Below are 21,685 nucleotides of genomic sequence, written 5' to 3'. Positions count from 1 at the left end.
CTCTGCCAGAAAGCTAGATGATTCTTAGCGTATTAACAATAGCCAAAGGCTTTAGTTCGGCAGGGTATTGAGTTGGTATTAAGTTGTCCGTTATCAGTTGTTAGTTGTCAGATTCCAGTCACCAAGTGCTAACCATCAACCGATAACTAACAAATGGCAGCTGACAACTCAATCGTCCGGCAGGATGCGCTTGATGAGGCGGAGCTTGTGGGAGTACTTCTGCTGGTCGCGGCGGAAGATGCCGTTGTGGTCCAAAGGGTCGATGCGTACTTCGCCGCTGGCGTGCAGAATCTGCTGGTCTTCCAGCAGCAGGCCCACGTGGATGATGCGGCCCTCGGCGTTGTCGAAGAAGGCCAGGTCGCCGGGCCGGGTTTGGGCTACGAAGTGCACCGGCTGGCCCAGGTGAATCTGCTGGTGCGCATCGCGCGGGAGCTGCACGCCGATGAGGCCGTAGAGCTGCTGCATCAGGCCTGAGCAGTCGATGCCGAACAGGGTTTTGCCGCCCCACAGGTAGGGTGCTTTCAGGAAAGACTGGCCCATTTTCAGTAGCAGACGCAGGCGCACGTCGGCGGGGCCGTGGGGGCCGTGGCCGTTGAGCGGGTTGGTGGCGGCGCCGTTGTAGAACATCTGCCGCTCCCCTACCCGCAGCGTCATGCCATCAAAAAACGGCAGGCGGGTGCCCAGCGTCACGGGAATGCGGGTGGTTTCGTCGCTCACCATCTGCACCACATCGAGGGTGCGGGGGTGGTCCTGCTGCTGCCACTGCTGAAAATACGCAGCCGACACGGGCAGGTGCTGCTTCACATCGAACCAGCCCTCGTAGCCGTCGGCCGCCAGCCGGATCTGCCGCCACTGGTTTTGCGCCCGCAGCACAGAATAGCACTCCCCGAAGACGAGCTGCGTAACAATTTCGGCTTTATCGGAGGGCTCAGCCCGCACCGGCACAGCGCTCAGCGCGCAGATTCCGTATTCCAAAGTGGTGATTCAGTGATTTAGCGACTTAGTGAGTTTTCATTTTATCAGCAAGCCTGCTTGCTCTCACTACATGAACATACGAAGCTCCCACTTATACAGCAGCCCGCCAAATATCGATTTGAAAAATCACTAAATCACCATTTCACTAACTCGCCTAGTAGTCCCGGGCGCGGTCCATTTCGCGTTTCTGGTCTTTGGCTTTGAGGTCGTCGCGCTTGTCGTAGAGCTTTTTGCCTTTGGCCAGGGCAATTTCCAGCTTGGCAAAGCCCCGGTCGTTGACGAACATACGCACCGGAATGATGGTGAGGCCCTGCTCCTGGGCTTTGCCGGCCAGCTGCTTCAGCTCCTTTTTGTTGAGCAGCAGCTTGCGGGCCCGGGTGGGCTCGTGGTTGTTGTAGGTGCCCTCGGTGTACTGGGCAATGGTGATGTTGTGGGCCCACAGGCTGCCATCTTGGTGGAAGGTGCAGAAGCCATCCTGCAGCTGCACGCTGCCCTCCCGGATGCTCTTGATTTCGGTGCCTTGCAGCATCATACCAGCATCGTACTGCACCAGAAACGCGTACTCGTGCCGGGCCCGGCGGTTCTGGATGTTGATGTTCTTGGGTTTATCGTCTTTCTTACTCACGGTGTTGATTCTCGCAGTGGTGCGCGGTGGGTAGCGCAGGGGTTTTGCAGTGGAAGGTGTACGCAGCAGATGGCAGCGGGGCTGTTTCCGGACCGAAAATTACGGCTTTACTACGGATACGGCCGGGCTGCCCGTTGCGGCGGCTTCACGCTTTACCGCAACTCGGCCACTATTTCCTGCACCTTCTGCTGGTAAGTCTTGTCGAGGTACTCGTTATAGTACCAGTAGTCCAGCTTTTCAACTATCTGGGGCAGGTACCGAAAGTCCCGGTTTTGCACATTGTCCTGCAACAGCTCGGCGGCTTTGGCCGGGTCGCCCACGAGGCGGGCTACCAATACTTCCCCGGCTCGGTTGAAGTGCTCGTAGAGGCAGATTTTCCACTGATTGTAGCCCTGCTCGCTCATTTTGCCCTTGATGGGCTCGAACAGAAAAGCCGTTTTAGCCAGCGCCTCGGCACTTACCTGATCGACTTCCGGATTCACGAATGAGTGCCCGAACTCGTGGATGCACACGGTACGCAGCGCTTTGCTATCGGCGAAGCCCAGGCGCAATGCCGCCGTATCCGCAATGCTTTCCGGCTTCCCGAAGCTGCCGAAGATATTGCCCACCGACTGTGCATCCCCCACCGCGAAGCCCGACCCGAATGGTACCAGCAGGCTTGGGTAGAGCCGGTACTCGCCGACCTGCTTGCTGTACAGGTGCTCCATCTCGGTGATGAAGCCTGCGGGCGGCAGGTTGCCCGATACCTCCGCCAACATGGCTGCGTAGTAAGGCCGGTGCTTCCGCAAAAACGCATCAAAGGCAATTTCCTGGTAGAAAGCGTTGCAGGCCCCGATAAACCGCCGCGCGTCGTCCAGGGAGGCAAACTGTCGCACAAATCGGCTGTCGGCCGGCACCGTGGCCTGCGGAAAGGCATCAAGGCTCAGCAGGAAATTGGCGTAGTGCAGGTAAAAGTCCTTCTCGAAATAGGACTTAATGACGGCCAGGTGCTTGGAGCCGGCAAAGCGCGTGAACGGGGCCGCCAGCTTCAGATTCAGCGCGTACAGGTCTTTAATCCGAATGTTCTGGCCGTTGATGAGAAACGTCTGCTCGCTCGGAATGGCTGCTAGGTCGTCGTACTGCGTGAGTAGGTAGCACAGGCCCAGCAGCTCGATGTTGGGGTTGGATTTGACGGCAATCTGCTTCTGCTGATACACCGGGTAGCGCAGCGTAAACGCGCCGGCCGCCTGCCGGCCCACCACCTCCACCCGGGCGGGCGGGGTCAGCGGAATTTTGTGGTGGCTTACCTTGGTAGGCGTGGGCAGTACCTGGCCGCTGGACCTGAGCTGGAGCTGGCCGGCGGTGGTGGTAAATTGGCTACTGAGGTATATCAGTTGGCCCGGCTGGGAGGGCAGCCGCAGCCGCTCAGTGCCCGAAAACTGCTCAAAGGAAGCTGCCCAGGTGCTGGCTGTTTGCTCGCTTTTCCAGCTCCGGGAAACGGTTCGGGTTGTAGAGCAAGCGGTTGACAGCAGCACGGTGGCAAGCAGGAGCGAAACGTGTTTCATAGTGCGTTGGCAAGCGGCTGGAAGAAGCCGACTGCTCAAAATGACGCGCCGAGTTGATCTATCCGTTGCCTTGGCCGCACTTGAAATAGTAGCGTATCGTTACCCTGAAAAGCTATTCAGCTGATTTATACTACCATATCCCGATCGAACTGCGCCTGTCCGACCGGTTATTGTACGCAGCCGTTGCCGCGTTCTTGTTCCGGTGCCAGCCCGCAGCCCACCGGCCGGCCGGTGGGCTGCGGGCTGGCACCTGGCTTCGCAATCCGCTGAATTGGAAAACCAGCAGCGCTACCGCGTAATTCGGGACGCCTTCACTCCTAACCCGCCAGCCTTTCCTTTACATCAGCTACGACAGCTTCAGGCGCGGGTCGGAGCTGACGAGCTGGTCGGCGAAGTCGCCGGCCTGGTACTGGAAGTGGGCCGTCATGGCCACCATCCCGGCGTTATCGGTACAGAACTGGAAGGCCGGGATGAACACCTGCCAGCCTTGGGCTTCAGCCTCGTCCTGCAACGCTTGGCGCAGGCCGCTGTTGGCGGCTACCCCGCCGGCCAAGGCCACCTGGGTAAGGCCCTGGTCGTGGGCGGCGCGGCGGAGCTGGCGCAGCAGCGTCTGGATGATGGTATGCTGGATGCTGGCGCAGAGGTCCGGCAGGTTTTCCTGGATGAAGTTGGGGTTCTGGGCCGTTTCCTTTTTCAGGAAGTACAGCACCGACGTTTTCAGCCCGCTGAACGAGAAGTCGTAGCCGGACATAGCGCCTACCGGGAAGGGGAAGCGGGTGGGGTTGCCCTGACGGGCCAGCTTATCGAGGTGGGGGCCGGCCGGGTACGGGAGGCCCAGCAGCTTGCCGGTTTTGTCGAAGGCCTCGCCGGCCGCGTCGTCGGTGGTCTGCCCGATGATTTCCATATCCAGGGCCGAGCGCACCACCACCAGCTGGGTGTGGCCGCCACTGACGGTGAGACACAGGAACGGAAACTGCGGACGGGGCTCCTCAATGAAGTGGGCCAGAATGTGGGCCCGCATGTGGTTGACGGCAATCAGGGGCTTGTTCAGGGCCAGAGCCAGCGTTTTGGCGAACATGCCGCCCACCAGCAACGAGCCCAGCAGGCCGGGGCCTTGGGTGAAGGCTACGGCATCCAGATCAGCTTTGCTGACGCCGGCTTTCTGCAAAGCCGCCTCCACGACCGGAATCAGGTGCTGCTGGTGGGCGCGCGAAGCCAGCTCGGGCACCACGCCACCGTACTGCTCGTGCACCTGCTGGGTGGCTACTACATTGGAGCGAATTTCCCCGTCTACCATCACGGCAGCCGAGGTGTCGTCGCAGGAAGATTCGATGGCGAGAATAACGGGGTGCATGTTTATCTAAAAGTTAGGAGCCAGAAGTTAGGAGGCAGGGGCAGGGATTAGGCATTAGAGTTCGAAGGTAGAGAGGGAGACATTTCGCACTTGGCTCCTGACTTCTAGCTCCTGTCTCCTCACTCCTCGTTCCTAACTTCTCAACAAAGGTCGGGGCAAAATACCGGAATGCCGCGCAGGGGCGTTTTCAGCTTAACCCTGGAGCCGGCCTGTCCGTTTCTGAGCGCGGGCAGTTTTCCCAGGCAACGGTCGGGGCCAACTGCCTATCTTTGTTGTTGCCCCGACTTACTCCTCTCCTGTGCCCCGGTTTCTATCCGTCGTCCTGAAAGTATTGCTTGCCCTGCTGCTGGTGGTAGTGCTGGCCGTGGTGGGGGCGTTGGTGGCGCTGCGGATTCCAAGCGTGCAGACCGATGTGGCCCAGCGCGCCGCCCGTATCCTCACCGACAAGCTAGGCCAGCAGGTGCTGGTGGGCCGGGTGGATATCCGGCCGTTTTCGCGGGTGGTGCTGGAAGGTGTGCGGGTGCTGGACCGGCGCGGCAATGAACTGTTTAACATCGGTCGGGCCGATGCGGATATCCGCCTGTTTTCGGTATTCGACCCCAGCCACCTGCACGTGGGCAAACTCACGCTGGAGGAGCCCCGCTTCAACCTAGTTACCTACAAAAACCAGCCCGACTCCACCACCCTCGACCAGTTCATCAGTTCCGTAAAGCGGCTGCTGGGGCCTTCCGATACCACCAAAGTCAGCAAGCCTTTCGACTTTAAGATTGAGGCCTTGGGGCTGCGCAACGGCCGCTTTGTGCTGGAGCGCCAGAATGTGCCCCGCATTCCGGAGTACGGCCGCACCATGGATTACGCCCACATGTACCTGGACAGCATCTACGCCGATGCCGACCAGCTGTGGTTCAAGGGCGACACCATCCACGCCAACATCATGGGCCTGCGCACCGTGGACCAGCCCTCGGGTACCCGCCTGCGCGAGCTGACCTCGAACATGACCTACGCGGGCAAGTTCTGGGAGTTTGATAAGCTGATGCTGCGCGTGCAGAACAGCCAGCTCAGCAACTATGTGCGCTTCGAGTACGACCATTTCCTGAACTTCACCGACTTCAACGACTCGGTGAAAGTCATTGCCCGGCTCCAGCCCAGCCGGGTGTATTCCGACGACATTGCCAAGTTTGCGCCCCAACCCTTCATGCGCGAGCTGAAGGAAACCGTGCTGATTTCGGGGCAGGCCAAGGGCTACGTGCGCAACTTCACTACCAAAAACCTCGACATCACCTACGGCCGCAACACCCGGGTGAAGGGCGACATCAACGTGGAAGGGCTGCCCAACCTGAAGGAAAGCTTCGTGGAAATGCGCCTGCAGCCCTCGGTGGTGGACGGGCGCGACATCCGCAAGTACATTCCGGCTTCGGGCTGGCCCTACGTGCAGCGGCTGGGCACGGTAAAGCTGAAAGGCCAGTTCCTGGGGTTCTATAACGACTTTGTAGCTAACGGTTCGTTCCAGACGGCTCTGGGCTCGGTGGTGAGCGACGTAAACCTGAAGTTTAAGGACGACCCCAGTCGCAGTAGCTACGAGGGCACCGTCCGCACCACTGGCTTTCAGCTGGGCAAGCTGCTGGGCGACGAAAGCACCGTGCGCGACGTGACCCTGAACGGCAAAGTGGCCGGCGTGGGCTTCGATTTGCGCACCGCCCGGCTCACGGCCAATGCCACTGTGCAGAGCATTTGGCTGAACGGCTACCGCTACCGTAACATCACCACCAACGGGCAGTTCAGCCGCGAGTCGTTTACGGGTAAAATTGCCGCCAACGACCCCAGCCTGCAGTTTGATGCCGACGGCAGCGTGGACCTGAACAAGCAGCGCCAGGCCTTTGACCTGCGGGCCCGCGTGCGCCGCGCCGATTTGCGCGCGTTGGGCCTCACCCGGCAAAGCGTAGTGGTGGCCACCACCGCCGACGTGAAGTTTAAAGGACTGAAGCTGGATGAGCTGCTGGGTTATGTGCGCCTGCGCAACTCCCGCCTCAGCTACGCCGGCCGCACCGTGCCCATTGATACCCTGGACGTGGTGAGCCAGTACGGCGGCGGGCAGCGCCGCCTTACTGTGCGCTCGGAGGTGCTGAACCTGGCCATGGCTGGTAACTTTACCCCCACCACCTTAATCCGGGACGTCACGACGCTCATTGAGGAATACCGCCTCAATTTCGCCAGCAACGACGCTGCCATTGCCGACTATTACCGCCGCAAGCGGCAGCGGCCCCTCCCCGACTATCAGGTGGGCCTGAGCATGCTGCTGAAGGAGCCCAACCCGGTACTGCATCTGTTCATGCCTCAACTCACCGTGTCGGACTCCACCTTCATTGAGGGCTCCTTCCGCAACGGGCAAACGTCCATTTTCCAGCTCGGCGGGCTGGTGAAGGATTTCCGCTACGACAGCCTGCGCCTGCAGAACAGCGAGTTTGACCTGACCACCTCCAAGCTGCCCTACCAGCCCGAGGTACTGGCCCAGGCCAGCGTTACCTCGGAGCGGCAGCGGGTGCCGGGGCTGGGCGCCACTGAGAAATTTTACGTGGAAGGCGTGTGGGACCAGGAGAAAATCAACTTCTCTACCTCCCTGGCCCAAACCGGCACCACCAACAAAGCGCAGATTAACGGGGCATTGGGCTTCCTCGACGATGCCGTGAAAATTACCTTCCGGCAGTCGGGGGTGAACGTGCTGGGCAAGGAGTGGACCATTGCCCCGGACAACTCCCTGGTTATTTCGGGCGGGGGCCGGGAGTTTGATTTTCAGAACGTAACGCTCAGCAACGGCGGACAGAGCATAAGCGCGCAGGGTTTTCTGTCTGAAAACCCCAACAAGCCGCTGGCCCTTACCGTGAAGGATTTTGAGCTGACCACGCTGAATGGTCTGACGGGCGGGCAGAAGTTTGCCGGCCGCGTGAATGCCCTGGGCACCATCAGCGGCGTGTACGGCCCGCTGGTCATCAACTCCACGCTGAAAGTAGATTCGCTGCAGATGGATAACGTGTTTATCGGCGACGTACAGGGCCGCGGTGACTGGGATAACTCCCTCAAACGCCTGGCCGTGAGCCTCGATGTGGCCCGTGACCAGCAGCGGGTGGTGGCCGTAACCGGCTACTACGCCCCCGGCGAAGAACGTCAGCAGCTGAACCTAACCGGCGTACTCGATAACGCCCCCATCAAGCTGGCCGAACCCTTCCTGAATACCCTGTTCCGAGACCTGAATGGTACCGCCGTGGGTACGCTGCGCCTTACCGGCCCGCTTTCAGCCCCCATGCTAACGGGTAACATCGACGTCACCAACGGGCAGATCACGTTCCTGTACCTGGGCACCACCTACACCTTCTCCGACCGGATCCGGTTCCTGGAGGACCGCATTGCCCTGCAGAACATCACGGTGCGCGACCCGCAAGGCAATACCGGCGTGGTGAATGGCAATATTTATGAGCAGGGCTTCCAGAATATGCGCCTGGACCTCAATGCTACCTACCGCAAGCTGCAGGTACTCAATACCACCCGCAAAGACAATGAGCTGTACTTCGGGCAGGCCTACGCCACTGGCACAGCCGTGGTGCGTGGCCCCTCCGACAATCTGTTCATCAACGTAACGGCCCGCTCGGAGGCTGGTACGCGCGTGTCGTTGCCGTTTGACAACGCCGCCAAGGCGGAGCAGGCCAAGTACATCAAGTTCGTGAACCGCAACCTGCCCGACACGGCCGGTACTGCTCCGGTGCAAGTGGCCGGCACTACCGATTTGTCGGGTATTCGTCTGAACATGAACCTGGACATTACCCCCGATGCCTACGTGGAGCTGCTGCTGGACGAAAGCACCGGCGACATTATCCGGGGTACGGCCACCGGGCAGCTGCGCCTGAACATTGATACGCGCGGCGACTTCAATATGTACGGGCAGGTGGAAATTGTGCGGGGGGCCTACAACTTCACGCTGCAGGGGCTGGTGAACAAGGAGTTTGTGGTGCGGCCAGGCGGCGTAATCAGCTGGAACGGCGACCCGCTGGCCGGCGAAATGAACGTTACGGCTACCTACACCCAGCGCACCTCCCTGGCCCCCATCATTTACAACACGGGCAGCGGCCCCACCAATACCGCCGTAGTACCGGTAACGGCCGTTATGAACCTGACGGGGCCGCTGCTGCAGCCCATTATCAAGCTGAATCTGGAATTCAATGATATTCCGTCGTCGCTGGAAGGGGATTTGGCGCCGTTTCTGTCGGCCATCCGCAACGATGAGCAGGAGTTGAACCGGCAGGTATTCAGCCTGGTAGTATTCCGGCAGCTCACGCCTATCGGCTCCCTGGCCGTTACCCGCCTGCAGGGCGAGAACAATGCCATTGGCAACTCCCTGGGCCAGATTATTTCTACCCAGCTGGGCCTACTTACCTCCCAGATTGACCCTAACCTGGAAATCAGCTTCAACCTCAACGGCCTCACTGCCGAAGATATTCAGGCCCTGCAGCTGCGGCTGAGCTACTCCTTCATGAATGGGCGCCTGCGCATTACGCGGGAAGGCAGCGTCGGCAGCAATAGTGTTTCCGGCACTACCTCCTCCGGCACCCAGCCCATTGGCGCTGCCCAAACCTCGGTTATCGGCGACCTGAGCATGGAATACTACCTGCGCCCCGACGGCAAGTTCCGGGCGAAGCTGCGCTACGAAACCACCCCGCGCGACCTGACCAGCTTTACGCAGGGCGTTAACCAGGCCCGGGCAGGCGTATCGTTGCTGCACACCGAGCAGTTTGATACCTTCCGGGAGCTGTTCTCGCGCAAACGCCTGCGCCGCCGCGACCAGAACGCCCGCAAAGCCCGCGAACTACAAATCGACGACGACCCGCGTACGGTGATGTAAAAGTGAAATTGTGAAGGGTGAAGTTGTGAATCAGCAGCTTTACTCCCCGCACAACCTCACAACTTCACCCTTCACAATTTCACTTTTGTATGAACCGACCAACCCGCAAGAAGAAACTGGGCAGCTATCCGCATCTGATGGTAGTCTTCAGCATTACCCTGGCCCTGCTGGTCATTGGGCTGTTCGGATTGCTGCTGATTCATGCGCACAAGGTTTCGACGCTGGTGAAGGAGAATCTGGAAATGCAGGTGTACCTGGAGCGGAATCTGCCCGAAACCCAACTGCTGCAGCTACAGCAGGACCTGGCCCGCAAGCCCTACATTGCCCGCAAGGATGGACAGGCGCAGGTACGCTTTCTGTCCAAAGAGGAAGGGGCTAAACAGCTCATCGACCAAACGGGAGAAGACTTTCAGCAGTTCCTGGGCGACAACCCGTTGCGCGACGCCTACCTACTCAAAATCAACGCCGATTACGCCGACGCGCCGCAGCTGGCCCGCATCAAGAAAGAGCTGCAGCAGGAGCCGGGCGTGTTTGAGGTGGAATACGTGGAAAGCCTGATTACCTCCGTGAACCAGAATCTGCGCAACGTGAGTCTGGTGCTGCTGGGCTTTGCGGCGGTGCTTACGTTTGTGGTGGTCGTGCTCATCAATAATACCATCAAGCTGGCCATGTTCTCGCAGCGGTTCCTGATCCGGAGTATGCAGCTGGTGGGAGCCACTTCAAGCTTTATTCAGTGGCCGTTTATGCGCCGGGCCGTATGGCAGGGGCTGGTGAGCGGGCTGCTGGCGGGCCTGCTGCTGCTGGCCTTGCTGCAGTATGCCTATCTGCAGCTGGCCGAGTTGCGCCTGCTGCAGGATGTACGATTATTCGGAGCGCTGGCCGTGGCACTTGTGCTGCTGGGCATGGGCATCGGGTTTCTCAGCTCCTGGCGGGCCGTGCGCAAATACCTCAGCATGTCCCTGGATGAGCTGTATTAAGTTGGCTGGGTGAATTGTGAGAACTGGCATCCCTTGTTCACGCATCCAATAATTCAACAATCCAACCTTTCATTCACCAAAATCCTTCATTGGTTGAATTTGCGCGGCAGGTTGCCGCGGGCCTTCTACCTTTGCGTTTATGGAACCGACTACTCCCCGCTTCGCCTTTGGGCCGCGTAACTACCGCCTGATGTTTATCGGGCTGGCCGTGCTGGCCGCTGGCTTCATCACCATGACGCTCGACACGGAAGATTACGGCGAAGGATTTCTGGGTATCACCCTGGGCCCCATTCTGCTAGCCATTGGCTTCGCTATTGAGTTCTGGGCCATTATGGCCCGGCCCGGTGCTACGGCCCCGGTAGCCCAGGATGCCGCCACGGTTACCACCGTTCCGTCGCAGCCGGCACCGGCCAAGCCCGTTATTACCACGCCTACCTACAAGCGGTAAGGTTTTCCTCCACAAGAGCCCTGCTGCCCGGTTGGCGGTAGCTCTTTCATTTTGTTCGTATGTCGTACTGGCACGCACTTCTGCTGGCTATTGTTGAAGGCCTGACGGAGTTTTTACCAGTTTCCAGCACCGGCCACATGATCATTGTGGCCAACCTGCTCGGTATCGGCCAGCTCCCGTTTACTGACACATTTATCACCTCCATTCAGTTCGGCGCTATTCTGGCGGTGGTAGCACTGTACTGGCGGCGGTTCCTGCAGAGCTTTGATTTTTACCTGAAGCTGGCGGCCGCCTTCATTCCGTTCGGCATTCTGGGCTTCCTGCTGAAGGACGTGATTGAGCAGCTGCTGAAGGATGTTAGCGTGGTGGCCTGGTCGTTGCTGATAGGTGGCGTGGTGCTGCTGTTCATTGACCAGCTCTTTAAAGCGCCGCGCAAGCAGGTAACCACGCCCAACTTCGCGCAGGCTGTTAAAATTGGGCTATTCCAGTGCATTGCCCTGATTCCGGGTGTTTCCCGCTCAGCTGCTACCATTGTGGGTGGCCTAGCCCAGGGCTTCGACCGACGCTCCGCCGCTGACTTCTCGTTTCTGCTGGCGGTGCCTACCATGGCCGTCATTACGGCGTATCAGCTGTACAAAACCTTCAAAGTAGCAGCCCCCGGTGCCAACGACGTGAAACTGCTACTGTTCGGCAACGTGGTGGCGTTTATCGTGGCCCTGCTGGCCGTGAAGTCGTTCGTGGATTTCGTGTCCCGGTTCGGGTTCCGGGCATTTGGCCTGTACCGCATTGTGGTGGGCCTGGTTATTCTGATTATGCTGGCGCTGGGCATTCCACTCCAGATAATTTAATCTGTTTCCCCACCTGGTTTTTCAGCTTTGGAACGCGCCCCGGCGCGTTCTTTTGCTTACATCGGGTACCGGTAAGGCAACAACCCCGTATTTTTGCCAGACCTGCCGCTCCACTACCCGGCTGCGGCACTACGCGTATCTATGGAACATTCAGAAGCACCCCAGACTCCGGCCGCTGCTGCCGGCTTCGATTTTGAGGCCGGTGAAATCCTGCTGGTGGATAAGCCCCTTACCTGGTCGTCGTTTGACGTGGTGCGGAAAGTAAAGAACACACTGCGCATCAAGAAAATCGGGCATGCCGGCACCCTCGACCCGCTGGCTACCGGTCTGCTGATTCTGTGCACCGGCAAGAAGACCAAGCAAATCGACCAGATTCAGGCGCAGGAGAAGGAATATACCGGCACGTTCCGCCTGGGTCAGACCACCCCCAGCTTTGACCTGGAAACCCCGGTGGATGCGGAGCTGCCCTGGCAGCACCTCACCGAAGACGAACTGCGGGCTGCGCTGACGCCATTTATAGGAGTTATTGAGCAGACGCCGCCGCTGTTTTCGGCGGTAAAGGTGAATGGGGAGCGGGCCTATGAAGTAGCCCGCCGGGGCGACGCGGCCGAAATCAAAAGCAAGCAGATTACTATTCGGGAGTTTGAGCTCACGCGTATTGCCCTGCCCGAAGTGGATTTCCGCGTGACCTGCTCCAAAGGCACCTACATCCGCAGCCTGGCCCGCGACTTTGGTCAGGGCCTGGGCTGCGGAGCACACCTAACCAAGCTGGTGCGCACCCGCATTGGCGAGTACCTGCTGGCCGATGCCCTCACGATGCCGCAGCTGGAGGCGCTACGCCCGCCCCGCCCCGAAGGCGAAGCCGAGCGGCCCCGCCGCCCGCGCCGGGAGCGGCAGCCGGAGCGCCGGGCCGGCCTCGAGTACTTCAACGCCACCCACGCCGCCTCTCCCACCGAACCAGACTCTGATACGCCGGTTATTTAACCTGTAACCTGGCCTATTTCCCTCTTCTTACTTTAGCATAACGCGTTACTTCATGCACGTCATTCAGGATCCGGCCCAGTTCCCGCACCTCGGTAATGCGGTGGTTACCAGCGGCACGTTTGATGGCGTACACATCGGGCACCAGCAGATTCTGCGGCGGCTTCAGGAAACGGCCCGGCAGAGTGGCGGGCCCAGCGTGGTGATTACCTACTGGCCCCACCCCCGGCTGGTAATAGGGCCGCCACCCTCCCACTCCGAGCCGCTGAACCTGCACCTGCTGAACACCCTGGAGGAACGGAGCGCCAAGCTGGCCGAGTTTGGAGTTGACTACCTGCTGATTATTCCGTTTACCCGCGAGTTTGCGGGCTGGACCTCGGAGGAGTACATCCAGAACATTCTGCTGCGTACAGTGGGCACCAGTAAGCTGGTGATTGGCTACGACCACCGGTTTGGGAAAAACCGGGAGGGCGGTTTCGATTACCTGAGCCAGCACGCCGACCGATACGGCATGACGGTGGAGGAAATTCCGCGCGAAGATGTGGATGCCGTGGGCGTGAGCAGTACCCGCATCCGCCGGGCGCTGGAAGCCGGCGACGTAGCCACGGCCAACCGCCACCTTGGTTATGATTACCCCCTGACCGGCACCGTGGTGAAGGGCCGTCAGCTGGGCCGCACCATTGGCTGGCCCACTGCCAACATCCACTGCGAGGAGCCGCTGAAGCTGATTCCGGCCCGGGGCGTGTATGCCGTACTGGCTACCACTGCCGCCGGCACCCACCATGCGGCCATGCTCAACATTGGTGTGCGTCCCACCGTGGGCGGCAACCTCTCCCAGACGGTGGAAGCGCACCTGCTCGACTTTGATGGTGACCTGTACGATCAGCCACTGACGGTGCAGTTTGTGGCCCGCCTGCGTGATGAGCAGAAGTTTGACGGCCTGGATGCCCTGAAAGCCCAGTTGGCGCTGGATGCGGAAGCAGCCCGCCGAATTCTGCTGTAATAAGCTAGACTCGAAAAAGTAAACAGGCAACGCCCGCTGACTGGAGCAGGCGTTGCCTGTTTACTTTTGCCATATCCCGTACCTTTCCCCCCCAAACCCACCCATTCGTTCTATGATCAACAAAGTAGTAAGCGGCCCCGAGGCGGCGCTGGAAGGCCTCACCGATGGCATGACCCTCATGCTGGGCGGCTTCGGCCTGTGCGGCATTCCTGAAAACTCCATCCAGGAAATTCTGCGCCGGGGCGTGCGCAACCTCACCTGCATCAGCAATAATGCGGGCGTTGATGATTTTGGCATTGGCCTGCTGCTCCAGACCAAGCAGGTGCGCAAGATGATTTCCAGCTACGTAGGTGAAAACGCCGAGTTTGAGCGGCAGCTACTGAGCGGCGAGCTGGAAGTAGAGCTGATTCCGCAGGGCACCCTGGCCGAGCGGTGCAGGGCCGGTGGCGCGGGCATTCCGGCCTTTTACACTCCGGCCGGCTACGGCACCGAGGTAGGCGAAGGCAAGGAAAGCCGCGAGTTCAATGGCAAGATGCACCTGCTGGAAACCGCTCTGCACGCCGATTTTGCCTTCGTGAAAGCCTGGAAAGGCGATACGGCCGGCAACCTTATTTTCAAAGGCACGGCCCGCAACTTCAACCCCATGATGGCCACAGCCGGCAAAATTACGGTAGCGGAGGTGGAGGAGCTGGTGCCCGCCGGGGAGCTGGACCCCAACCAGATTCATACGCCCGGCATTTTCGTGCAGCGCATTTTCGAGGGCCACAACTATGAGAAGCGCATTGAGCAGCGGACGGTTAGGGCTTAGCTGGCAAGGATAGAATAGAACGTCATTCCGAGCGCAGTCGAGGAATCTCGCGTGCTGACTTCGGATTAGTAATCATACGTCAGCACGCGAGATGCTTCGGCTTCGCTCAGCATGACCTAAATAACAACGACTATGCTCGATAAACACGGCATTGCAAAACGTATTGCCCAGGAAGTACAGAACAACTCCTATGTAAACCTTGGTATCGGTATTCCCACGCTGGTAGCCAACTACATTCCGGCTGGCATCAACGTGGAACTACAGTCGGAAAACGGCCTGCTGGGCATGGGCCCCTTCCCCACCGAAGACCAGGTTGACCCGGACCTCATCAACGCCGGCAAGCAGACGGTCACCACCCTGCCCGGCTCCAGCATCTTCAGCTCAGCCGATTCCTTCGCCATGATTCGCGGGGAGCACGTGGACCTGACCATTCTGGGAGCCATGGAGGTATCGGAGAACGGCGACATTGCCAACTGGAAAATCCCCGGCAAGATGGTGAAGGGCATGGGCGGCGCCATGGACTTGGTGGCCTCGGCCAAAAACATCATCGTGGCCATGCAGCACGTGGCCCGTGACGGGAGCAGCAAGCTGCTGCCCCAGTGCACCCTGCCCATCACCGGCCTGCGCTGCGTGAAGAAGATTGTAACGGAGCTGGCCGTGCTCGACGTAACGCCCGACGGCTTCGTGCTACGCGAACGGGCCCCCGGCGTTTCGGTAGAGCAGATTCAGGCCGCCACGGCCGGCAAGCTAGTCATTCCGGCAGTCGGCGTCCCCGAAATGCAGGGGGTGTAATAGTTTCTTAGGCTAAGCAGACACGTCATTCCGAGCGCAGCCGAGGAATCTCGCATGCTGATGTTGTGGTAGTAAACCAGACGTCAGCACGCGAGATTCCTCGGCCTCGCTCGGAATGACTTTTCTATTATCCCCTCATTCTCTCACCACTTCAGAAACGCCGTGGCCAGAATGTGCTGGGCCGCCTCGCGGGTGAAGTGGGAAAAGCAGCGCCGGAAATGCGCCAGCGCCTCAGGGGGCGGCAGTGCGCCATAGCGTACGGCTTCCACCAGGTGCCGCGCCAGTAGCTCGGGGTCGGACGTGAGAGCCGGAAACTCGGCTTCCAGCTTGTAGCGCCGCAGCGTCTCTATCCGAAGCTCGGGAACTGCGCCCGGCACCTGCCGCAGCAGCCGCTCCATCAGCAGCTGCACTTCATCCAGAAACAGGACGCGCACCAAGCCGGGCGGTGCAGGCACGGGCTGCCCTGCCGCCGCTGTCAGCAGCACTGCCGCCGGGCTACGGGGCTCCCAGCGGACCGCATCGGGCGGAGCGCACAGCCAGGCCGTGGCCGGAAACTGCTCCGATGCTTCCAGCACGGCGGCCAGGGTTTGCATACGTTGTTCGGGAATAGCCACGCCGCAAGGTACGCAGGAACGCGGGGAGGCCGCCGCTCAACCGGCTATATTGCTGCCTGACCAGTAGTTTCCAATACCGGCAGCGCGTATCTTGGACCGGCCCGAATTCCGACTTACCATTACCTTCTGCTTGCGTATGCGTTACTCCTACTCCCTGCTTATCTGCGGTTTACTACTGAGCACCGGCGCAGTGGCCCAGACCTCTCCCAGCATTACCCGCGCCGATATGCCGGTGGCAACCGATACGCTCCGCCAGAGTACGGCCGCACTGGTACTGCCCGCCAGTGCCCCACCCCTGAGCCGGCGCGGAGCCAACCAAACCTGGAACTATGGTGCGCTGGTAGCCACAGCCCAGAACGTGGCGCGCTTCACGGCTATTCCCAATCAGCCGCTGTACACTTTCACGTTCAACTCGGCACTGAGCGGCTCCAACCGGGCCACCGTAGCCGCTCCGCAGGCCGTACCGCTGCCGCCCGGCTACACCTTGCCCATCACCGACCCCTACCAGTTCTTCAACGCTTCCGCTGCCGATTTTCGGTCGGTAGGGTACGGCGGTACGCTGGCGGGTACGGCCGTGCCGGTTACCTACGCCTCAGCCGCCGAGCAGGACGTCATTTACCGGTTTCCGCTCAGCTACGCTTCCGCCCCCGATTCGAGCCGGTCGTTTTTCAGCGTTACCATTCCGGGCACCGGGTACCTGAGCCAGCGCCGCAAGCGCGTAAACAAAGTGGATGCCTGGGGCACGCTCACCACGCCCTACGGCACTTTCCAGACGGTGCGGGTAGTCACGCGTATTGAGGACCACGACAGCCTCTCGGCCGGGGGAATTTCGCAGGGCTTTACGCTGCCCATTACCCGCGAGTACAAATGGCTAGCCGTGGGCCAGCACGTGCCCCTGCTCACCATTACCACTACCCAGGCCGGCGCTCAGGAAGTGGTGTCGGGCGTAGAGTACCGCGACGTGTACCGCCGCATCAGCGGGCCGCTGGCGGCTACGGCGCAGTTGCCACAGTCAGCAGTTGCCGCGTATCCGAACCCGGTAGCGGCCGGCCAGAGCCTGCGCCTGACGCTGCCGGCTGCCGCCATCGTAACCGCCACCGACCTGGCGGGCCGGCGGCTGTTTGAGCGGCACTTCACCCCGCGCAATGGGGCTGTTGAAATTCCGGCTGAAGCATTTGGCGCATTCCGGGGCGTACTGCTGCTGCGGGTGCAAACGGCAGCCGGCGTAGCTGTACGCCGGGTGGTGCGGGAGTAACTCAACCACCCAGGCTTTGCAGCTGTTGACAGACTTCTATCTGCTCCGCAACAGCGCGGCTGTTCAACCTGATTTCTACTGCCGTTGCCCCATCAGGCGCCGTGACTACGCATGTGCAATAGGTACTCAACCCGAATAGGCCCTGCTTCCATTCCACTGGACCTATGGCAGACCAGGGAATTAGCAGAGGCGGGTGACCAACGCGGAAAAGAAACAATACCGAGAGGCCGAGCCCAGCGGGGCCGCAGCTGATATTCAGGACGCCGCGGTAATTGGCCCCCAAGCCGACAGCATCTACTTCCCGCATGGAAGCCGCCTGCATCCAGAAGGATTCCGTCTTGCCCAGCGACTCCCCGTGGGCCCGAAAGTGCTGTGCCAACTGTCTCCAGCCGTTTAGGGAAATCACCCAACAGATAGTTGCCCAGAACGCAATAAACCCAAGCGGAAAAAATGGTGCGTACAATGCGTTGGTGGCTGGCATAAGGAAATTACGTCCGAGTGACCTTGATACAAGCTTAAATGTAGGCCGTTTCAAAACTGGGCCCGACACTTTTTGCCACCGAAGTTGTTGTGCACCCGTAAACCGGGGCAGTAAACTACCGTAGGCGGTACCTTTGCCCGGTATTCTCCTCCCTCGCGACACCTCTCGATTACCTGATATGGCCAATTCTCATGCAAAAACAGGCGGTGGCTCCGCCAAGAAGAACACGTTGCCCGGTATGCCCGCCGCGCCCGAGCTGCTGACACCTACCGCCATTCCGGCCCACAAGCTGGTATTGCGCAGCCTGCGCCGCACCGACTTCAAGGCTGTGAAGGCCATCATGGACAAGGTATACTCCAACATGGAAGGGGCCTGGGCGCAGGATGAGTACAACGCGCTGCTCAAGAAATTTCCCGAGGGCCAGATCTGCATCGAGGATAACGGGCAAGTGGTGGCGGCGGCGCTGGCCATCATTGTGCAATACTCCGACTTCGGCGACAAGCACACGTACGCCAAGATTACCGGCAACGGCAAGTTCAATACCCACAACCCCGATGGCGACACCCTGTACGGCGTGGATGTGTTTGTGGACCCCGAGTACCGTAACCTGCGCCTGGGCCGCCGCCTCTACGATGCGCGTAAGGAGTTGTGCGAAAACCTGAACCTGCGCGCCATGGTGGCGGGCGGCCGTATTCCGGGCTACAATCAGTACTCCAATGAGATGACGCCGGCCAAGTACGTGGAGATGGTGCGCAACAAGGAAATTACCGACCCCATCCTCACCTTCCAACTGGCTAACGACTTCTACGTGCGCAAGCTGATTCGGGGGTATCTGCCTTACGACTCGGAAAGCAAAGCCTACGCCACGCTGCTGGAGTGGATTAACGTGTATTACGACGAGGAAACCGACAAGCTGATTGGTAACCAGAAGTCGAATGTGCGCATTGGCATTGTGCAGTGGCAGATGCGGGCCACCAAGAACCTGGAGGATTTTTTCCAGCAGATGGAGTTCTTCGTGGACACCGTGTCGGGCTATAAGGCCGACTGCGTGCTATTCCCGGAGTTCTTCAACGCCCCCATGATGGCCCTCACCAACGAGGAGTCGCCGTCGGTGGCTATTCGCTCGATGGCCGCCTTCACGGAGCCCATCAAAACCAAGATGATGGAGCTGGCCGTGAGCTACAACATCAACGTAATTGCCGGGTCCATGCCGCTCTACGATGATGGCAAGCTCTACAACGTATCGTACCTGTGCCGCCGCGACGGCACCGTGGATGAGCAATACAAGCTGCACGTGACGCCCGATGAGGCCAGCTACTGGGGCATGCGTGGCGGCGACAAGCTGCGCTGCTTCGATACGGACTTCGGCAAAATCGGTATCCTGATTTGCTACGATGTGGAGTTCCCCGAGCTGAGCCGGATGCTGAGCGACGAAGGCATGAAAATCCTGTTCGTACCCTTCTGGACCGACACCAAAAACGCCTACCAGCGCGTGCGCCTCTGTGCCCAGGCGCGGGCCATTGAAAATGAGTGTTACGTGGCCATTACCGGCTCGGTGGGCAACCTGCCGCGCGTGGAAAATATGGACATCCAGTACTCGCAGAGTGCCGTGTTCAGCCCCTCGGACTTTGCCTTCCCCCACGATGCCATTGTGGCCGAAGCTACGCCCAACACCGAAATGACGTTGATTGCCGACCTCGACCTGGACCTGCTCAAGGATCTGAACACGAGCGGAGCCGTGCGTAATCTTCGTGACCGGCGCAAGGATCTGTACTCGCTGAACTGGGTGAAGAAAACAGAGCGCGACGACGAGCTACTGGCGCAGGGCGAGGAACGGGCCCCAAAAACCGCTAGCCGCCGCAAAGCCGTGGCGGCGGGGTAATTATCCGATCCGCTTACCTGCTTGCAAAGTGCCCCGCTGGTTTTCCAGTGGGGCACTTTCGGTTTTCGGGAGTGCATTTTTTTGGCCCTTTCCGCGCAAAATCGGGCAGCACGCTCAAATAGAATTAAAAGCGGATTAATTGTATCAGCTACCCAAGCCGCCTACTCTTTCCTTTCGTATCTGTGATAACCTATATAGGTTCACATAACGCACATCGTATTCCATTCACCACTTCTACGTACTTCATGCGCGCACACTCTACTCGCCGGAAGGCTGCTCAACGGGGCGGTTTCCTACTAGGTGCCCTGGCTCTGACTTTTGCAGCCAGCTCCGCTCAGGCCCAGACTATTTTCGGCCTCTCTGACAACAATACCCTGATTTCGTTTGCTGCTGCGGCACCGGGCGTTACCCTGGGCGCTTCCCCCATTACCGGAGTGAGTACCGGGCAGCTTATCGTGGGGCTGGATTTCCGCCCCAACACCGGCGAGCTGTTTGCGCTGGGCTACGATGCCGCTACGCAAACCGGCCGGTTGTACACCCTCAACATCACGACCGGGGCCGCTACGGCCGTAGGCACGGCGGCTGTGGCTATGCCATTGGGTAACACTTCCTCACGCATCGGCTTCGACTTCAACCCCACCGTGGACCGCATCCGGGTCGTAAGCTCCAACGGGGCCAACCTGCGGCTGAACCCGGTTACCGGCGGTATTGCAGCCACCGATACCAACCTAGCCTACGCCACTACGGATGCCAACGCCGGTGCTACTCCGGGCGTAGGCGCGGCGGCGTATACCAACTCCTACATCGGCAGCACGACCACCACGCTGTATGATATTGATGAGGCCAATAACAACCGGCTTCTCACCCAGAACCCGCCGAATAACGGCACCCTGAATACCGTAGCGGCCATCAACGTGCCCACCGGCACCGGCCAGAACCTGGACCTGGATATTTACACCAGCCCCACCACCGGCACCAGCACGGCGTACCTCTCTTCTTCGATATCCGGCGTGGCGGGCTATACCACCACGCTCTACACCCTGAACCTGGCTACGGCGGCTACCACTTCCGTGGGCGTTATCGGAACGAACCTGGATGTGCGGGATATTGCCGTGCAGATTACCCGCCCGGCTACCCTGCCGGCCATTACCGGCCAACTGGCCTACGCCCTGGCCGGAACCAACCTGATTACGTTTGATACGGCCCTGCCCGGCACCATTCGCACCTCGACGGGCATTACGGGCATCGATGCCACTCAGACCCTGGTGGGCCTGGACGTGCGGCCCGCTACCAACACCCTGATGGCCCTGGGCTACAACGCTACGGCCCAGACGGCCACACTCTACAGCGTGAATGCCGCCACCGGAGTAGCCCGCGCCATCAACGCCACGCCTGTGGCTCTGGCGCTGGGTACCGGCAGCATCGGCTTCGATTTCAACCCCACCGTAGACCGGATTCGGGTAGTAGGTGCTAACCGGGCCAACTTCCGCCTGAACCCCAACGACGGCACCATTGCCGCCACGGATGGCACCCTCACCTACGCGGCCACCGATGCCAACGCCGCCAATACGCCCGCCGTGGGAGCCGCTGCCTACACCAACAGCGTAGCCGGTGCCACCGCCACGCAGCTGTTTGTGTATGATGAGGCCCGCAACGTGCTGGCCCTGCAAAATCCACCGAACGACGGTACACTCAACACCATCGGCACCACTGGCCTGACGGCCACCGCCGCCCGCGACGTTGACATGGACATTTATGCCAGCGGTACTACCAACACGGGCTATCTGGTAGCCAATGCCGCCACCAACGGCAGCAGCACCCTCTACATGCTCAATACTACCACAGGCGCAACTACCGTAGTGGGCCAGGTGGGCAGCGGTATTGCCGTGCGCGACATTGCTCTGGCCGGTGCCGCCGGTGTTACCAGCACCCGCCAGCCAGCCGTGGCGGCTGGTTTTAGCCTGTACCCCAACCCCGTTACGGAATCAGCCCAGATCAGCTTCCGGCTCCCCCGCACCGGCCAGGCTCAGCTGACACTCACCGATGCCCTGGGCCGCACTGTGGAGCAACAGACGCTGGGTATGCTACCGGCGGGCACCCACGCCCGAGCCTGGCAGCCGGCTAAGCACCGGGCCGGCGTGTACTTCCTGCGCCTGAGCGTGGATGGACAGGACGCCGGAACCCAGCGCCTGATGCTGGAATAGTCT

The 21,685-nt window shown here is 60.1% G+C and carries 16 protein-coding genes; 11 read left to right on the top strand and 5 right to left on the bottom strand.

Annotation, left to right across the window (positions count from 1 at the left end; all coding sequences use genetic code 11):
- Positions 1-168: 168 nt before the first annotated feature.
- The 4 genes from EI291_RS14240 to tsaD all read right to left on the bottom strand — a co-directional run bounded on the left by EI291_RS14240 (position 169) and on the right by tsaD (position 4,498).
- Positions 169-975, bottom strand: a complete 807-nt coding sequence (locus EI291_RS14240) for a C40 family peptidase (RefSeq protein WP_240635557.1) — start codon at positions 973-975, stop codon at positions 169-171.
- Positions 976-1,129: 154 nt separating this feature from the next.
- On the bottom strand, positions 1,130-1,609 hold the full coding sequence (gene smpB / locus EI291_RS14235; protein WP_394343383.1) for an SsrA-binding protein SmpB: 480 nt from the start codon (positions 1,607-1,609) through the stop codon (positions 1,130-1,132).
- A 143-nt stretch (positions 1,610-1,752) separates the two neighbouring features.
- Positions 1,753-3,144, bottom strand: a complete 1,392-nt coding sequence (locus tag EI291_RS14230; protein WP_125421112.1) for a DUF4932 domain-containing protein — start codon at positions 3,142-3,144, stop codon at positions 1,753-1,755.
- Positions 3,145-3,490: 346 nt separating this feature from the next.
- Positions 3,491-4,498 (bottom strand): tRNA (adenosine(37)-N6)-threonylcarbamoyltransferase complex transferase subunit TsaD, encoded by a 1,008-nt coding sequence (gene tsaD / locus EI291_RS14225; RefSeq protein ID WP_125421109.1) that lies wholly within the window; start codon positions 4,496-4,498, stop codon positions 3,491-3,493.
- A gap of 298 nt (positions 4,499-4,796) precedes the next feature.
- Between tsaD and EI291_RS14220 the strand changes: the two genes are divergently transcribed.
- The 8 genes from EI291_RS14220 (at position 4,797) to EI291_RS14185 (ending at position 15,246) form a co-directional block, all read left to right on the top strand.
- The gene (locus tag EI291_RS14220) at positions 4,797-9,389 is read left to right on the top strand and encodes a translocation/assembly module TamB domain-containing protein (protein WP_125421106.1); all 4,593 of its coding nucleotides are present in this window, start codon (positions 4,797-4,799) and stop codon (positions 9,387-9,389) included.
- 89 nt (positions 9,390-9,478) lie between these two features.
- A complete protein-coding gene (locus EI291_RS14215; RefSeq protein WP_125421103.1) occupies positions 9,479-10,366 on the top strand; it encodes a cell division protein FtsX in 888 nt (295 codons plus the stop codon).
- A 139-nt stretch (positions 10,367-10,505) separates the two neighbouring features.
- Positions 10,506-10,814 (top strand): DUF3098 domain-containing protein, encoded by a 309-nt coding sequence (locus tag EI291_RS14210; protein ID WP_125421100.1) that lies wholly within the window; start codon positions 10,506-10,508, stop codon positions 10,812-10,814.
- A gap of 59 nt (positions 10,815-10,873) precedes the next feature.
- Complete coding sequence (locus EI291_RS14205; RefSeq protein WP_125421098.1) at positions 10,874-11,662, top strand: undecaprenyl-diphosphate phosphatase; 789 nt, start codon at positions 10,874-10,876, stop codon at positions 11,660-11,662.
- Positions 11,663-11,803: 141 nt separating this feature from the next.
- Positions 11,804-12,646 carry a tRNA pseudouridine(55) synthase TruB gene (gene truB, locus EI291_RS14200; protein ID WP_125421096.1) on the top strand — a complete coding sequence of 281 codons (843 nt, stop codon included), beginning with the start codon at positions 11,804-11,806 and terminating at the stop codon, positions 12,644-12,646.
- 52 nt (positions 12,647-12,698) lie between these two features.
- A complete protein-coding gene (locus EI291_RS14195; protein ID WP_125421093.1) occupies positions 12,699-13,646 on the top strand; it encodes a bifunctional riboflavin kinase/FAD synthetase in 948 nt (315 codons plus the stop codon).
- A gap of 112 nt (positions 13,647-13,758) precedes the next feature.
- Entirely contained in the window at positions 13,759-14,454 is a 696-nt protein-coding gene (locus EI291_RS14190; protein ID WP_125421090.1) for a CoA transferase subunit A, read from the top strand.
- A 132-nt stretch (positions 14,455-14,586) separates the two neighbouring features.
- A complete protein-coding gene (locus EI291_RS14185) occupies positions 14,587-15,246 on the top strand; it encodes a CoA transferase subunit B (protein ID WP_125421087.1) in 660 nt (219 codons plus the stop codon).
- A gap of 143 nt (positions 15,247-15,389) precedes the next feature.
- Here EI291_RS14185 and EI291_RS14180 read toward each other — a convergent pair whose 3' ends face one another.
- Entirely contained in the window at positions 15,390-15,839 is a 450-nt protein-coding gene (locus tag EI291_RS14180; RefSeq protein ID WP_125421084.1) for a hypothetical protein, read from the bottom strand.
- Positions 15,840-15,996: 157 nt separating this feature from the next.
- Here EI291_RS14180 and EI291_RS14175 point away from each other — a divergent pair, with 157 nt between their 5' ends.
- The 3 genes from EI291_RS14175 (at position 15,997) to EI291_RS14165 (ending at position 21,682) form a co-directional block, all read left to right on the top strand.
- Positions 15,997-17,115 (top strand): hypothetical protein, encoded by a 1,119-nt coding sequence (locus EI291_RS14175; protein ID WP_125421081.1) that lies wholly within the window; start codon positions 15,997-15,999, stop codon positions 17,113-17,115.
- A 719-nt stretch (positions 17,116-17,834) separates the two neighbouring features.
- Entirely contained in the window at positions 17,835-19,478 is a 1,644-nt protein-coding gene (locus EI291_RS14170; protein WP_170172650.1) for a bifunctional GNAT family N-acetyltransferase/carbon-nitrogen hydrolase family protein, read from the top strand.
- 245 nt (positions 19,479-19,723) lie between these two features.
- Positions 19,724-21,682, top strand: coding sequence for a DUF4394 domain-containing protein (locus EI291_RS14165; RefSeq protein ID WP_125421075.1), 1,959 nt, complete (start codon positions 19,724-19,726; stop codon positions 21,680-21,682).
- The last annotated feature ends 3 nt before the right edge of the window (positions 21,683-21,685 follow it).

Source organism: Hymenobacter rigui, assembly GCF_003944715.1.
GTDB lineage: Bacteria > Bacteroidota > Bacteroidia > Cytophagales > Hymenobacteraceae > Hymenobacter > Hymenobacter rigui.
Note: the sequence above shows the minus strand (reverse complement) of the source record. Positions and strands in the feature narration are given on the sequence as shown.